Raw genomic sequence first — 14,653 nt, forward strand, 5'->3', positions numbered from 1 at the left:
TCCCGATTCCGGGTCCATCGCGTCAGGCGCCTTCGCGCGGATGTGCACGCCGGTGAAAGTCGTCGACCGCGGCGTCGAGTGTGGGGTAGAAGTGGGTGGCATCGAACCGATCGCCGACACCGAACTGGACGAGGCGGTCCTTGATGGGCCCCTTCATCTCGGCGAAGGCCAACCGAATACCTCGACCTTCGAGATAGCGGTCGAGATCGACGAGTTCGTCGACGGCCGTGGTGTCCAGACCGGTGATCGGTTCGGCGGCGATCACCACCCATGCGACCGGGGTCTGCGCCCGCGCCACGACCGACCGCACGTAGTCGTCGAAGATCCCGCCGTTCGCGAAGAACAGTGGCGCATCGAACCGGACCAGCACCAGACCGGGGATGCGGTGCCCTTCCGGGTGCCGGGCGACATCGTGGAATCCGGTCCCGGATGTCTCGACCAATTCCGTGCGGTACGGCTGCCACGCCCGCGCGACGACCGCGACGAACGACAGCCCGATCGCGACCAGGATGCCCTGGAGGACTCCCGCCAGTGCGACACCGAGGAACGCGGCGATGGCGAGACCGGTCTCCACCCGACTCATGTGCCACATCGAGACCATTCCGCGCACATCGATCAACGCCGACGCCGCGACGATCACCACCGCTGCCAGGGTGGCGTCGGGCAGGTAGGCGGTGATCCCGGGGGCCACGAGCACGAACACCAACACCGCCACCGCTCCGACCGCGCCCGCCAATTGCGTGTGCGCACCGCTCTGCTCGGCCACCGGGGTCCGGGAACCGCTGGCCGAGATCGGGAATCCGCCGAACAGGCCGCTCGCCACGTTGGCCGCCCCGATCGCCTTCATCTCCGTGCTGCCGTTGACTTCCTCACCACGGCGGGCCGCGAAGGTCCGCGACAGCACGCCGGTGTCGGCGAAGGCGATGAGCGCGATGCCGGCGGCCGGACCGATCAGCGCGAGTGTGTCCTGCCAGTCGACGCCGCCGAACTGCGGCAGCGGCAGCCCCTTGGGCAGCGCACCGACCATCCCGATCTCCTCGTCGAGTCCGATCGCCGCGGAGAGCGCGATCGATCCCACGACGGCGACGAGGACACCGGGAACGCGGGGCAGCCACACCCGGAAGGCCATGATGACGGCGAACGAACCGATGCCCACCGCGGCGGCGACCGGGGTGCTGTCGCCCGCGAGAATCGACGTGCCGATGGCGGCGATCTCGCCCAGCAGGCCGGACGCGTCGACGGAGAAGCCGAGCAGTTTCGGCAGCTGTCCGACCACGACGATGAGCGCAATCGCGTTCAGATAGCCGAGCCGGATGGGCTTCGAGAGCAACTCGGTCACGAAGCCCAGACGCAGGAACCCAGCGATGATGAGGATCGCCCCGACCAGGATGGCGAGTACCCCGGCGAGGGCGAGTGCGCTCTCCGGGTCACCGACGGCCGCCAGCGGCAGCACCGCCGCGGCGATCAACGGCGCCAGCGACGAATCGGGACCGAGCACAAGGATTTTCGACGGGCCCACCACGGCGTAGGCGAGCAGCGGCACGATCGTTGCGTACAGCCCGGCGTACGCGGGGAGTCCGGCGGCCTCCGCATAGCCCATGCCGGCCGGGATCAGCAACGCGGTGAGGACGAGGCCGGCCGTGACGTCGGTGCGCAACCATCCGCGCTGGTACTCCCGGGCCGTCGCCACCCCGGGTAGCCGTCCGAGGCTCTCCCTCCAGGGCATCCTCGAATTATCGCCCCCACACCCGCTGCCGGCACGGGGATTCGGGGCTATCGGTCCGCGGTCGCGGGAAGCGGATCAACGCAGATGTGCGCGCTGCGGCGCGACCACCTCCGCCGCGGGAATCGGTGCGGGCGGCGCCGACCTCCGTCGGCGTCGGCGTCGCAGCGCCTTCTCCGCCTCGATCACGACCGGGACGATCAGCGACCACCCGAGACACGCGAGCCACTGGCCGCCGGTCAGCGTCGTGGTGGTGAGAAGGTCCTGGAGGAAGCCGAGTTCGACCGCGAGCACCGTCACGACGGTCGGAATCGACAGGATCTTGATCGCGCCGAGAATCGGTGCGGTGAGGCCGGAGTCGGGATCACGCCGCAGAACCAGCCCGGCGAGGATGGAACCGAAGGACAGCACGACGAACGCCATCGTCATCGGGACGTTCGGTTCGGTCGGGCTCATCGGTCCGGGGGCCAGGAGCATCGCCGCCAGGGTGACCGCGAACTGGAGGGCCCCGTACGCGAACCACTGCACGAACGACCGCTTGTTGGCGATCGGCCGGCCCGGGTCCCGGGGCGGCTTGTCCATCAGATTGGGTGGTGGCGGGTCCTGCATGATGACGATCACCGGGAACAGCGTGATGAAGAAGTGCTGGAACAGCACCATCAGCGGTGTGAGTGCGACGCCGTCGTTGATCCCGAACACGCTGGCCACCAGGAACAGCAGCACCAGGGAGAACAGCTTGGACATCTGGTAGCGGATGTACGACACGATCTTGTCGTAGATGCTGCGACCCAGACGGATCGCGGTGACCAGGGTCCCGAAGTTGTCGTCGGTGAGGATGAGCTTGCCGGCCTGTTTGGTCACCTCGCTGCCCGACCCCATCGCGACACCGATGTCGGCCTTCTTCAGTGCGGCGGCGTCGTTGACCGCATCACCGGTCATCGCCACGATCGCGCCACCCTGCTGCATGACGCCCGCGAGACGGAGCTTGTCCTGCGGTGTGACGCGGCCGAAGACGTGGAGTTCCGGCAGCGCGGCCGCAAGTTCCTCATCGGTCATGGCCTGGAGTTCGGCGCCGCCGATCGCCCCCGGCCCGAGTCCGAGTTCGGCGCCGATCGCGGACGCGGTCACCGCGTGGTCGCCGGTGATCATGCGGACGTCGATGCCCGCGGTGTGCGCGGTGCGCACGGCATCGATCGCCTCCGGCCGCAGCGGGTCGATGATGCCCACCATGCCGACGAAGACGAGGTCCTCGACGAACGCCATCGGATCGTCGGTCACCGCTCGTTCCTGGCCGTCGAGGATGCGGGCGGCGAAAGCCAGGACACGAAGGCCCTTTTCGGACATCACGCGATTGGCAGCCGTGATCTCGTCGCGGACGTCGTCGAGGGGAACCAGTTCCCGACCCGGCCGGAAGGCGGACCCGCACCGCGCGAGAACCACGTCCGGTCCGCCCTTGACGAGCTCGACGAACCGGGTGTCGCCGTCGACCGGTAGCTGGTGGAACGTCGACATGAACTTGTATGCGGAGTCGAACGGAACCTCCGCCACCCGCGGATACGTGCGCCGGGTGCTCGGGGCGTCGACCCCGAGCTTGGCCGCGAGGACGACCAGCGCGGCCTCGGTGGGATCGCCGACCACCTCCCCGCTGTCGGTGACGGTGGCATCGCTGTCGAGGCACAGCCCGTACGCCAACAGCGTGAAGTCCGGAACCGGCTCCCCCGCGACGTGCGCGACGGTCCCGATCTTGCTGTAGCCCTCGCCGTCCACCGTGAACCACCGGCAGTGGAAGTACAGCGACCGGACCGTCATCTGGTTCATCGTCAGGGTGCCGGTCTTGTCGGAGTTGATCGCGCTTGTCGCGCCGAGGGTTTCGACATCGCTGAGGTTCTTGACGACCGCCTTCGCATCGGCCAGCCTGCGAGCGCCGTACGCCAGCATGGCCTGCACGAACGTCGGCAGACCGGTCGGGATCGCGGACACCCCCATCGAGATGCCGAGCAGCATGACGGTGGTGAGATCCTGCCCACGCAGCAGTCCGATGACGACGATGATCGCCACCGCGACCCACGCGATGACGCCGAGCACCTTGGTCAGCGAATCGAGTTCTCGTTGCAGCGGAGACTTGACGGGAGCGATCGCCGACAGCATCGACGCGATCCGCCCCATCTCGGTCCGCATGCCGGTCTCCGTCACGACCATCGTCGCGGTGCCACGGGTGACGGAGGTGTTCTGGAACAGGATGTTGCTGCGATCGCCGAGTGGGACATCCACGGCATCGAGTGTCTGCGGATCCTTGGCGACGGGCGCGCTCTCCCCCGTCAGCGCCGCCTCCTGGGTTTCCAGGGTGGCCGAGCGCAGCAGTCGGCCGTCCGCGGGGACGAGGTCCCCGGCCTCGAGTTCGACGATGTCGCCGGGGACGAGATCCGGTGCGGGCAGCTGGATCAGTGTGCCGTCACGGATGACCCGTGCCTGCGGAATCTGCATCCGGGCCAGGGCGTCGACGCTGGCTCGCGCTTTCAGTTCCTGCTGCGTGCCCAGCACGATGTTGAGGACGACCAGCGCCACCACCACGAGCGCGGTCGGGATCTCCCCGATGATCAGACTGACGATCACCACCGCCACCAGCATCAGGTTCATCGGATCCTTCAGCTGCAGCAGAGCCACCGCCCAGATCGACGGGGCGGGCTCTGAGGCGATCTCGTTGACGCCGTACCGCCCGCGCCGCGCGTCGGCCTCGTCGGTCGTCAGTCCGGTACGGCGGTCGGAGTCCAGGGCCGACACGACGGCGTCGGCGTCACGGATGTGCCATTCCGACCGGGGCTCCCCGTCACTGGGGGACTGCGCCCGATCGGGCACGGGGTGTTCGGTGGCCATCGCGCCTCCTCCTTGCCCGGTGACTCGGGGATGTCAGAACGGCGTCGGAATCCAGTGCAGCGGCTGAGTGGGCGGTCGGTAGCCCTCGGCGCTCTGCTGCTCGGGCAAGGAGACGTCGTGATGCTCCAGCGGCTCGTAGGGAACCTGACTCAGCAGGTGACTGATGACGTTGAGGCGTCCGCGTCTCTTGTCGTCGTTGAGCGCGACGTACCACGGCGCCCAGCCGGTGTCGGTGAACCGGAACATCTCATCCCTGGCCCGCGAGTAATCGAACCAGTGGCTGTACGACTCCAGGTCCATCCGGGAAAGCTTCCAGATCTTTCGCGGGTCGTCGATGCGACTCTGCAGACGGAGCGTCTGTTGGTCCTGACCGACCTCGAGCCAGTACTTCAGCAGGATGACGCCGGATTCGACGATCGCGCGTTCCACGGTCGGAATGATCTGGAGGAACTGCCGCGCCTGGTCCTCGGTGCACAGGCCGAGGACGCGCTCGATGCCCGCACGGTTGTACCAACTGCGATCGAAGATGACGACCTCGCCGGCCGCGGGTAGGTGCGGCATGTATCGCTGCACGTACATCTGCGACTTCTCACGATCGGTCGGCGCGGGTAGGGCCACCACCCGGAACACCCGGGGTGAGACCCGCTCGGTGATCGCCTTGATGACGCCGCCCTTGCCGGCCGTGTCGCGGCCCTCGAACACGATGCACACCTTCGCGCCGGACGCCTTGACCCATTCCTGCATCGCCACCAGCTCGGCGTGGAGCGGTTTGAGCTCCCGCCGGTAGTCCTTGTTCTTCATCGGCGCCGCAGATTCGACGGTGCCTGTCTCCGTCAGCTCACCGGCGTCGGGGGTGCGCCCACCGGGCGGCCCCGCGCGCTTGCCGGGCTTCCCGCCCCCAGCCTTCTTGCTCACGTCATCCACGGCCCTCAGTACGTCGCGCGACGGACACGTCCTCGGGACATGGCCACCCCTTCGGTGCCGGCCCGACCGGGCCGCGCATCCCATTCTCTCTCTCCGCAGGGGTCGCTCGTCGCGGAATTCGACACGATCACCGAGAGGTTCGTGTCCGGTCGGGGGTGTTCGAGACACTCGCGCCGTTCGCCTCGAATTGCACTGACTTCGATGCCGTTTCGAGCTTGACCACGCGTCGGCAGACCCAGACGATTGTTGGGCGAACGGGGACGGGGAGGTACTTCACGTCGACCGAGCGGTCCACCTGTTTTCCGGAAAGAGAGGCTCCGCAGTGAACGACACCGAACTCGACGATCTCGGGCCCATCGACTATCTCGTCGTGGAGTTTCCGGCCGATCGGCAACCCGACGGCTCCGCACTACCAATCCTCCGCGGGCTCGTCGAACGCGGCATCATCCGCGTGCTCGACCTCGCGTTCGTCCGCAAGGAGGCCGACGGATCGCTGTCGGGCATCGAGATCGACGACGTCGGCTTCGAAGGTGAGATCGACGTGACGCTGTTCGCGGAGGCGTCGTCGGATCTGCTGAAGGAGAGCGACCTCGAGGAAGCCGCCGCCATCCTCGAACCAGGCTGTTCCGCAGCGGTTCTCGTGTACGAGAACCGCTGGGCCGCCCCCTTCGCGGCAGCACTGCGCCACAGCGGCGCGCAGCTCGTGGCCACGGGGCGCATCCCCCTCCAGACGATTCTGGAGAACCTCGAGTCGCTCGACACCGCCAGCTGACGATCAAGGAGCACACCATGCCCGGACTTCTCCGCGGAATCGCACGTACCGCCGCAGTGGCCGGAACCGCGACGGCGGTCTCGAATCGAGTGTCCCGACGCCAGGGCCAGCGGTGGGCGGCCGAACAGCCGGCCCCGCAATATGCGGCACCCCAGGCGTCACCACCTCCCCCGCCGCCTGCCCCACCGCCCGCCGGAGGCCCCGACCGGATCGCCGCCCTGAAACAACTCGGTGAACTCCGGGACCAGGGCGTGCTCACGGACGCCGAGTTCGCCGCCGAGAAGGCCCGGATCCTGGCTTCGTGATCAGCGCAGTTCGGTGACGAACGCCATCCGGTCCCCGCGGTAGAGGGACCGGACGCGCTCGATCGGCACACCGTCGGCGTCGCGGGAGACGCGGTGCAGTTTCAGCATCGGCATCGCGGTGCTCGATTCCACCAGCGCCGCCTCCCGCGGCGTCGGCAGCGCGGTCTCGATGCGTTCGGTCGCCGTGGTGAACACGATGTCCCGCGCCCGGATCGCGGCATACAGCGAGGTCTCGGGATCGAACGTGTCGTGCAGATCCGGAAACCGCCGCTGCGGCAGGTACGTGCTCTCGAGACCGATGCGCTCACCGTCCGCGAGGAGCACACGTTCGAGGTGGATCACCGGTTCACCGACTGCGATCTCCAGGATGTCAGCGAGCTTCGCGTGAGCGTCGATCTCCTCCCACCGCACCAGGAAACGCCCCGGCTCCCGGCCCTGACTGAGCGCACCCTCGGTGTACGAACCGAGCGAGAGCGGTTGGACGAGCTTGGGTCGCGCGACGACGGTCCCCCGACCGCGGCGTTCGATGCGGCCCGCCACGAGCAACTCGTGCAGCGCCTGCCGCACCGTCTCGCGCGAGACGGCGCACCGCGCGGCGAGTTCCCGCTCGGCGGGGACGGAATCGCCCTCGGACAGGTCGGCGAGCAGATCCTCGACATGCGTCCGAACCAGGTAGTGCTTGGGCAGGCTCTCGGCGGTCATCGGGACACCCCCAGCCCGTCGCGCACGCGTCGTGCCACCACGACGACGTCGTCGATCGACGGAGATTGCGCGCCCGGCACTTTCGCGCGATCGTCGTACCGGCGCAACCGCACCGCATCCGGCCACCACGGGTGCGAGGTCCATGCCTCCTCCACCGCCGGACCCCCCTGCAGCCCCAGGGTCGCGACGGATTCCGCGGACAGCCCGTCCGCGTAGCCCGGCTCGGTGGCCACCAGGAACCGCTTGGCCGCGACGTGTGCGCCGGCCAGCCAGCCCACCCGCTCACCGAAGCGCGGGGTGAGCCACTCCCGGGCGAACCGGTCGTGCGCGGTCGCGGCCTCGACGCCGACGAGCGGGCTGCGCGCCAGATCGTGCAGCGCGCAGGCCAGTACCAGTTCGTCGTCGGCCCCGTCGGCGATGGCGTGGCCCGCCGCCTGCAGCGCGTGGGCGAGTTCGTCGACCGCTTCCCCGTCGAAGATCCCGCGCAACGAATCCAGCAGCGCGGCAGCCTCTTCGAGCACGATCGTGTTGTCGTTCATGCCTGCAGACTACACAAATACGGTCTATACCAATTGTTCATCCGACGTTTCCCGAACATCCCCCAGATGGTCTAGACCAATGCGCATGCTGTGTCCCATGCGAATTGCAATTGTGGGCGGAGGAATCCTCGGAACGGCACACGCCGACGAGGCGATCCGTCGAGGACACGACGTCATCCATCTCGAACGCGAACTCGAGGCGCGCGGTGCCACCGTGCGCAACTTCGGATTGGTGTGGGTGTCCGGTCGGGCCGAACACGAACTGGACGCGTCGCTGCGCTCCCGTGAACTGTGGGCCGACCTGGCCCGCCGCGTCCCCGGGATCGGCTTCCGCGCCGCGGGCTCGATGACACTGCTGCGCACCCCCGAGGAAGTCGCGGTCGCCGAGGACATGGCGGCCCGCGACGACGCCGACGTCCGCGGCTTCACACTGCTCGAGCCCGACGCGGTCCGCGCCGTCAATCCCGCGTTGCGGGGCAAGTTCCTCGCCGGCCTGCACTGCACCCGGGACGGTGCAGTGGAGTCCCGCGTCGCACTGCCCGCCGTCCGCCGTCATCTGGAGGCGTCGGGCCGCTACGCCTTCCGCGCCGGCACCGAGGCCCGCGAGATCACCTCCACTGCGACCGGCGTCCGCATCCGCGACGACCACGAGCGCACGTTCGACGCCGACCTGGTCATCGTGTGCCCTGGCGCGACGCTCGGCGGCCTGGCCCGCGATCTCGCCGGCGACCTGCCGCTGCGCCGGGTGCGCCTGCAGATGATGCAGACCGCACCGCTCGGCGAGGCGCTCACCACCGCGATCGCCGACGGCGACAGCATGCGCTACTACCCTGCCTTCGCAGGGTCGGCCCTCGACGCCCTGCGCGACGCCCAGCCGCAGGAGCCCACCGCCGCCGAGCACCGGATGCAGTTGCTGTGCGTGCAGCGCCTGCACGGCGGCCTGACCATCGGCGACACCCACGAGTACGACGAGCCGTTCGACTTCGACGTCGACGAGGCCCCGTACCGGCACCTGACCAGCGTGGTCGAGGAACTGCTCGGCCGGGACCTGCCGCCGATCGTCAAGCGCTGGGCCGGGGTGTACAGCCAGTGCCTGGACCCGCAGCAACTGGTGCACCGCGCAGAGCCGGCCGACGGCGTGTGGGTGGTCGCCGGGCCGGGCGGACGCGGCATGACCCTGGGCCCCGCCCTCGCCGAACAGACCGCCGACCAGCTGGGCCTCTGAGCCCCGAACCCCACAGGAGCCACCGTGACCACCATCAAGCTCGCCGTCCTCGACATGGCCGGCACCACCGTCGCCGACGACGGCCTCGTCCTGCACGCGTTCGACGCGGCCGGCGCCGCGGCCGGGCTGCCCGCGACCGGCCCCGAGGCCGGCGCCGCCCGGCAGTACGTGCTCGACACGATGGGTCAGTCCAAGATCGTCGTGTTCCGCGCGCTGTTCGGCGACGAGGACCGGGCCCAGGCCGCGAACCGCGCGTTCGAGGCCGAGTACGACCGCCTCGTCGACGAGGGCGGCGCCACCGCGATTCCCGATGCCGCCGAGTCGATCACGGCGCTGCGTGATGCTGGTGTCAAGGTGGCACTGACCACCGGATTCAGTCGCACCACGCAGGACAAGCTCCTCGCCGCGCTGGGCTGGCAGACGCTGGCGGACCTCACCCTCTCCCCCGCCGAGGCGGGACGCGGGCGCCCCTACCCGGACCTGATCCTCACCGCCCTCATGCGTCTCGGCATCGACGACGTGAAAGAGGTTGCGGTGCTGGGCGACACCGCCAACGACGTCACCAGCGGCCTGCGTGCCGGCGCCGCCATCGTGGCGGGCACCCTCACCGGCGCGCACGACGAGCAGCAACTGCGCACCGCGAATCCCACCCACGTGGTGCCGTCGGTCCGCGAGTTCACCGATCTCGTTCTCTCCCGTACCAACTGATCCCTCCCGTCACCGTTCGAATCCCTCACCCAGACAAGGACATCCGAATGAGCAGGAACACCGAGCGTTTCCGTGTCGGTATCGCGGCGATCGCGATGACGACCGCGGCCCTCACCCTGACCGCCTGCGGCGGCACCGGCACCGCGGCGACCGGCGACGGCGGTACCGTCACCGTCTACAGCGCCGACGGCCTCGCCGGCTGGTACAAGACCCAGTTCGCCGCGTTCACCGAGGAGACAGGCATCGCCGTCAACCTCGTCGAGGCCGGCTCCGGCGAGGTCGTCTCCCGCGTGGAGAAGGAGCAGTCCAACCCGCAGGCCGACGTCGTGGTGACGCTGCCGCCGTTCATCCAGAAGGCCGACGCACAGGGACTGCTCGAGCCCAGCGGCATCGACACCTCCGCCGTCCCCGCCGACGTCCAGGACCCGGAGGGCAAGTACGTACCCCTGGTCGACAACTACCTGTCGTTCATCGCCAACCCCGGCGCCAATCCGGCCCCGGCCACGTGGGACGACCTGCTCACCGACCAGTTCAAGGGCAAGCTGCAGTACTCCACCCCCGGCCAGGCCGGCGACGGCACCGCCGTCCTGCTGCTGCTCCAGCACCTCAAGGGCAAGGAAGGCGCGCTGGACTACCTCGCGAAGCTGCAGGCCAACAACGTCGGACCGTCGTCGTCCACCGGCAAGCTGCAGCCCAAGGTCAGCAACGGTGAGCTGCTCGTCGCGAACGGCGATGTCCAGATGAACCTCGCGTCCATCAAGGATGACGGCTCCAAGTTCGACATCTTCTTCCCCGCCGACGGCGGCAAGCGCACCACGGTCGCACTGCCGTACGTGATGGGCCTGGCGAAGGGCGCCCCGCACTCCGACGACGCCAAGAAGCTGATGGAGTACCTGCTGTCGGAGAAGGCGCAGAAGACGGTCGCCACCGACGCGCTCGGCGTCTCGGTGCGCACCGACGTCCGTGACGCGGCGGGCACCTCCACCGACAAGTCCACCCCGACCGGGCTCGTGAACGGTGTCGAGGTGTGGACCCCGAACTGGAACGACGTCCTCGCCTCGCTCGACGCCGACATCGCCGCCTACCAGAAGGCCACCGGTAACTGACATGTCTCGATTCGAGTCCGGGCGGTCCCTCGGCACCAGAGCCCGCAACGGCGGCGCGACCGCGCACTCCGCTCCGGCCATCACGTTCGACCGGGTCACCGTCTCCTACGGCCGCGGCCGCGGGACCACCCGGGCCCTGGTCGACTTCAACCTGCGGGTCGCCCGCGGCGAGACCGTAGCCCTGCTCGGCCCCAGCGGGTCGGGTAAGTCCACCGCGCTCAAGGCACTGGCCGGCTTCACCCGGCCCACCTCAGGGACCGTCCGACTCGGCGGCGAGGACGTCACCGATCTGCCCCCGGCCAAGCGTGGCATCGGCGTCGTCGTCCAGTCGTATGCCCTGTTCCCGCACATGCGGGTCGCCGACAACGTCGCATTCGGACTACGCGCACAGCGTGTTCCGCGGTCGGAGATCGCGGACCGGGTGTCCGACGCCCTCGCGATGGTCGGCATGTCGGCCTACGGCAAGCGGTTGCCACGAGAGCTGTCGGGCGGTCAGCAGCAGCGCGTCGCGATCGCCCGCGCACTCGCCATCCGCCCCAAGGTGCTGCTGCTCGACGAGCCGCTCGCCGCCCTCGACGCGCAACTGCGCCAGAGCATGCTCACCGAACTGCAGGAACTGCGGGCGGCGCTCCCGGACACCGCGATGCTCTACGTGACGCACGACCAGTCCGAGGCGCTGGCACTCGCCGACCGCATCGCCGTCATGCGCGACGCCCGCCTGGTGGACGTCGACACCGCCGAGAACCTGTGGAAGCGCCCGCCGAGCAGCTTCACCGCCGCGTTCCTCGGCGGCGCGAACCTGCTGCCCTGCACGGTGACCCGGGTGATCGGAACGTCGGCACTGGTGTCCGTGGGCGGCACGCCCGTCACCGCGCACGCACCCCAGCCCGAGATCGGCCGCACCGAGTGGGAGTCCGACGCCGGCGCCCTGCTGTGCCTGCGACCGCACGCGATCACCCTCACCTCCCCCGCCGAACGCGGGGCGCTGCCGGCCCGCATCGTCGCGAGCGTGTGGCGCGGGTCGTCGACGCGGGTCACGATCGCGCTACCCGGACTGCCCGAGACGCCGATCGACGTCGACGTGCCCGGCCACGACGAACGTCCGGTGGGCACCGAGGTCGGGCTGCGTTTACCGGATTGGGGCGCCGTCCTGGTGCCGGCCCCGGAGGCGGTGTCGTGACCGCCCTCCTCGAGGCCCCGGTCGCCGCCGACCCGCCGACCCGGCCGGAGCCGTCGCGGTGGCGGTCCGGGCTGTGGGTGCTTCCGCCGCTGCTGCTGGTGATCGGGTTCGCGGTGTACCCGATGGCGCGAGTGCTGGCCGAGTCCACCGTCACCGACACCGGCCGGGGCTGGTCGGCGTGGACAGACATGCTGTGGTCGGCGTCGTTCCGAAAGGCCTTGTGGCGCACGATCGAAGTGGCGCTCGCCTCCACGCTCGGGTGCCTCGTGCTCGGCACGTTCCTGGCGCTGGTCCTCGCGTTCGTGCCGTTCCCCGGGTCGAAGGTGGTGGGACGCCTGATCGACACCATCCTGTCGCTGCCCTCGTTCCTCGTCACGCTCGCGTTCACGTTCCTGTACGGCACCGCCGGTGCCGTGAACGCACTGATCAGCCGCATCACGGGCGCCGACCGGGTGCCACTGAACTTCCTCAACACCCCGCTCGGCGTGATCGCCGCCGAGATCACGTTCTTCACCCCGTTCGTGGTGCGACCGCTGCTCGCGGCGTTCACCCAGATGCCCCGCGAGCAACTCGACGTCGCCGCGAGCCTCGGTGCCTCTCCCCTGCGGGTGCTGCGCACCGTGATCCTGCCCGAGGCCTGGCCGGCGCTGATGGCGGGCAGCTCGCTGGTACTGCTGTTGACGCTCAACGAGTTCGGCATCGTGCTGTTCACCGGAGCCAAGGACGTCATGACCCTGCCGGTGCTGATCTACACGCACGGCATCGTCACCTTCGACCTCCCCGGCGCCGCGGTGATCGCGACCGTCCAGGTGGCGCTGTCGCTCACGCTGTACGGCGGCTACCGGTTCCTGTTCACCCGACTGATGGGAGGCAGCCGTGCTGCTCTGGACCCGACGCGCTAGGTACCTCACGCTGGCGTTCTTCGGCGCGGTCGTCATGACCGTGTTCGTCGCCCCGATCGCGACGGTGATCGCCGCCGCGCTCGCGGGCGCGTGGAACGGCCCACTGCCCTCGAACCTGGGGACGAAGAACCTGTCGGCGGCACTGTCCGACGACAACCTCGCGAGCATGACGGTGAGCCTGCAGACCGCGATCATTGCCGGCGGCATCGCGTTGTTCCTCGGGGCCTGGGCCGCGTTGGCCGCGCGCGAGGCGCCGGTGTGGCTGCGCAAGGTCACCGACGCGGTCTTCCACCTCCCGGTGGCGCTGCCGTCCGTCGCGATCGGCCTGGGCATGCTCATCGCGTTCAACGAGCGGCCGCTGCTCCTCGGCGGCACCAAGTGGATCGTCATCCTCGCGCACGCCGTGCTGGTGCTGGCCTTCGCGTTCAGCTCGGTCTCCGCCGCACTCGACCGTCTCGACCCCGCCTACCGTCAGGCCGCCGAATCCCTCGGCGCCGGCCCCGTCCGGGTCCTGTTCCGGATCACGCTGCCGCTGCTGGTGCCCGCCCTCGGCGCGGCCGCGGGCCTGTCCGTCGCGCTGTCGATGGGCGAACTGGGCGCCACCATCATGGTGTACCCGGCGACGTGGAAGACGTTGCCGGTGGCCATCTTCGGCCTCACCGACCGCGGCCAGGTGTTCCAGGCCGCCGCGAACACCACCCTGCTGCTCCTGGTCACCCTCGTGGCGCTGCTGGTGCTCGGACGGGTCCGCGGACGCGGCGCGGCCCGCTGACCCCTGTCGGCCTGAGCGCCCACTCCTCCTCTCATCTCGCGGGCTTCCGCGGAACGAGGCAAGGAATGGGCGCTCAGGCCGATGTCGTATCCCGCTCGCCATCCCGCCGGACCGGAGCAAGTTCCGGTCGCTTCGCGACGCGCCCGGCGCCCGACGACGTCCCGCGCACGCGACGCCCGAGCCATGGCCCGAGGAACCGGACCGCCCACTCGGTGTCGGCACGAATTCGCCCGAGTGCGGTGACCGGCGGCAGCGGACCCAGACTGTCCTGCCAGCGCAGGTCGGTGCCGGGCACTCCCAGCGCCGTCGCCGCGGCCGCGGCCAGACGGTCGTGGCCATCCGCGTTGAGGTGCAGTCGATCCCAGCTCCACAGCCGCGGGTCCGTCGCGACCGGGTACACCTCGAGGTCGATCACCGCGACACCGTGCCGTGCCGCGGCCGCCCGGATCTCCTCGTTCAGCGCCGAGATCCGCGCCATGATCGCCCGGCCGCCCGGCATGCCCGCCCCGAGCGTGGGGAACGCCATCGTCAGCACCCGCGCGCCCGACGCGGTCAGCGCCTCGAACCCGATCTCCAGTTCGGCTGCTATCGCGACAGGTTCGAACTTCGGTCGCAGCAGGTCGTTCACGCCGGCGACGACGGATGCCAGGTCGGGCTCGAGCGCCAACGCGGGGGCCAACTGTTCCTCCCGCACCTGGCGGGCCAGCCGGCCCCGGATCGCGAGGTTGGCGTAGAGCATCTCGGGGTTGATCTCCGCAAGCCGCTCGGCGAGCCGGTCCGCCCAGCCTCGATAGCCCAGCTGGTCGTCCCCGTCGTTGAGTCCTTCGCTCTGGCTGTCACCGATCGCCACGAACCGACTGAACACGGCCCCTCCTCATCTCAGCTTCTGCGGTGCGACGAGCCTAGACCTCGCGTCCTCCC

The 14,653-nt window shown here is 69.5% G+C and carries 14 protein-coding genes; 8 read left to right on the forward strand and 6 right to left on the reverse strand.

The window, feature by feature from the left end:
• Window positions 1-22: 22 nt before the first annotated feature.
• From J2X34_RS19325 to ppk2, 3 genes are all read right to left on the reverse strand, one after another.
• Window positions 23-1,726 (reverse strand): SulP family inorganic anion transporter, encoded by a 1,704-nt coding sequence (locus J2X34_RS19325; protein WP_429519196.1) that lies wholly within the window; start codon window positions 1,724-1,726, stop codon window positions 23-25.
• A gap of 75 nt (window positions 1,727-1,801) precedes the next feature.
• Window positions 1,802-4,597 (reverse strand): cation-translocating P-type ATPase, encoded by a 2,796-nt coding sequence (locus tag J2X34_RS19330; RefSeq protein ID WP_429519198.1) that lies wholly within the window; start codon window positions 4,595-4,597, stop codon window positions 1,802-1,804.
• A gap of 33 nt (window positions 4,598-4,630) precedes the next feature.
• Window positions 4,631-5,434: a polyphosphate kinase 2 gene (gene ppk2 / locus J2X34_RS19335; protein WP_258557742.1), complete on the reverse strand. Its 804-nt coding sequence runs from the start codon at window positions 5,432-5,434 to the stop codon at window positions 4,631-4,633.
• 409 nt (window positions 5,435-5,843) lie between these two features.
• Between ppk2 and J2X34_RS19340 the strand changes: the two genes are divergently transcribed.
• Window positions 5,844-6,293 (forward strand): DUF6325 family protein, encoded by a 450-nt coding sequence (locus J2X34_RS19340; protein WP_429519200.1) that lies wholly within the window; start codon window positions 5,844-5,846, stop codon window positions 6,291-6,293.
• Between the two features lie 17 nt (window positions 6,294-6,310).
• Entirely contained in the window at window positions 6,311-6,598 is a 288-nt protein-coding gene (locus J2X34_RS19345) for an SHOCT domain-containing protein (RefSeq protein WP_429519202.1), read from the forward strand.
• Here J2X34_RS19345 and J2X34_RS19350 read toward each other — a convergent pair whose 3' ends face one another.
• Window positions 6,599-7,300: a GntR family transcriptional regulator gene (locus J2X34_RS19350; RefSeq protein ID WP_114719603.1), complete on the reverse strand. Its 702-nt coding sequence runs from the start codon at window positions 7,298-7,300 to the stop codon at window positions 6,599-6,601. It abuts the gene before it with no gap.
• On the reverse strand, window positions 7,297-7,839 hold the full coding sequence (locus J2X34_RS19355; RefSeq protein WP_429519204.1) for an HD family phosphohydrolase: 543 nt from the start codon (window positions 7,837-7,839) through the stop codon (window positions 7,297-7,299). The genes J2X34_RS19350 and J2X34_RS19355 overlap by 4 nt, the downstream gene beginning before the upstream one ends.
• A 97-nt stretch (window positions 7,840-7,936) precedes the next feature.
• On the opposite strand from J2X34_RS19355, the gene J2X34_RS19360 reads away from it, so the two are divergent.
• The 6 genes from J2X34_RS19360 to J2X34_RS19385 are packed head-to-tail and all read left to right on the forward strand — an operon-like array spanning window position 7,937 to window position 13,732.
• On the forward strand, window positions 7,937-9,064 hold the full coding sequence (locus J2X34_RS19360; protein ID WP_429519205.1) for a TIGR03364 family FAD-dependent oxidoreductase: 1,128 nt from the start codon (window positions 7,937-7,939) through the stop codon (window positions 9,062-9,064).
• A 24-nt stretch (window positions 9,065-9,088) separates the two neighbouring features.
• On the forward strand, window positions 9,089-9,772 hold the full coding sequence (locus J2X34_RS19365) for a phosphonatase-like hydrolase (RefSeq protein WP_429519207.1): 684 nt from the start codon (window positions 9,089-9,091) through the stop codon (window positions 9,770-9,772).
• A gap of 47 nt (window positions 9,773-9,819) precedes the next feature.
• Window positions 9,820-10,878, forward strand: coding sequence for a 2-aminoethylphosphonate ABC transporter substrate-binding protein (locus J2X34_RS19370; protein WP_114719595.1), 1,059 nt, complete (start codon window positions 9,820-9,822; stop codon window positions 10,876-10,878).
• Window position 10,879: 1 nt separating this feature from the next.
• Entirely contained in the window at window positions 10,880-12,058 is a 1,179-nt protein-coding gene (locus tag J2X34_RS19375; RefSeq protein ID WP_429519210.1) for an ABC transporter ATP-binding protein, read from the forward strand.
• Window positions 12,055-12,960: a 2-aminoethylphosphonate ABC transporter permease subunit gene (locus J2X34_RS19380; RefSeq protein ID WP_429519212.1), complete on the forward strand. Its 906-nt coding sequence runs from the start codon at window positions 12,055-12,057 to the stop codon at window positions 12,958-12,960. Before J2X34_RS19375 ends, J2X34_RS19380 begins: the two co-directional genes overlap by 4 nt.
• On the forward strand, window positions 12,935-13,732 hold the full coding sequence (locus J2X34_RS19385) for an ABC transporter permease (RefSeq protein ID WP_114719589.1): 798 nt from the start codon (window positions 12,935-12,937) through the stop codon (window positions 13,730-13,732). The genes J2X34_RS19380 and J2X34_RS19385 overlap by 26 nt, the downstream gene beginning before the upstream one ends.
• 73 nt (window positions 13,733-13,805) lie before the next feature.
• Here the strand turns inward: J2X34_RS19385 and J2X34_RS19390 are convergent, their stop codons facing one another.
• Window positions 13,806-14,597, reverse strand: coding sequence for an SGNH/GDSL hydrolase family protein (locus J2X34_RS19390; RefSeq protein ID WP_114719587.1), 792 nt, complete (start codon window positions 14,595-14,597; stop codon window positions 13,806-13,808).
• Window positions 14,598-14,653: the final 56 nt, after the last annotated feature.

It is taken from the genome of Rhodococcus sp. BE178, from assembly GCF_050433545.1.
Lineage (GTDB): Bacteria > Actinomycetota > Actinomycetes > Mycobacteriales > Mycobacteriaceae > Prescottella.

Excerpts from the sequence above, each read along its gene's own strand:
- J2X34_RS19325 (WP_429519196.1), bottom strand. The coding sequence starts at position 1,726 with ATGCCCTGGAGGGAGAGCCTCGGACGGCTACCCGGGGTGGCGACGGCC.
- J2X34_RS19330 (WP_429519198.1), bottom strand. The coding sequence starts at position 4,597 with ATGGCCACCGAACACCCCGTGCCCGATCGGGCGCAGTCCCCCAGTGAC.
- J2X34_RS19345 (WP_429519202.1), top strand. The coding sequence starts at position 6,311 with ATGCCCGGACTTCTCCGCGGAATCGCACGTACCGCCGCAGTGGCCGGA.
- J2X34_RS19350 (WP_114719603.1), bottom strand. The coding sequence starts at position 7,300 with ATGACCGCCGAGAGCCTGCCCAAGCACTACCTGGTTCGGACGCATGTC.
- J2X34_RS19355 (WP_429519204.1), bottom strand. The coding sequence starts at position 7,839 with ATGAACGACAACACGATCGTGCTCGAAGAGGCTGCCGCGCTGCTGGAT.
- J2X34_RS19360 (WP_429519205.1), top strand. The coding sequence starts at position 7,937 with ATGCGAATTGCAATTGTGGGCGGAGGAATCCTCGGAACGGCACACGCC.
- J2X34_RS19370 (WP_114719595.1), top strand. The coding sequence starts at position 9,820 with ATGAGCAGGAACACCGAGCGTTTCCGTGTCGGTATCGCGGCGATCGCG.
- J2X34_RS19375 (WP_429519210.1), top strand. The coding sequence starts at position 10,880 with ATGTCTCGATTCGAGTCCGGGCGGTCCCTCGGCACCAGAGCCCGCAAC.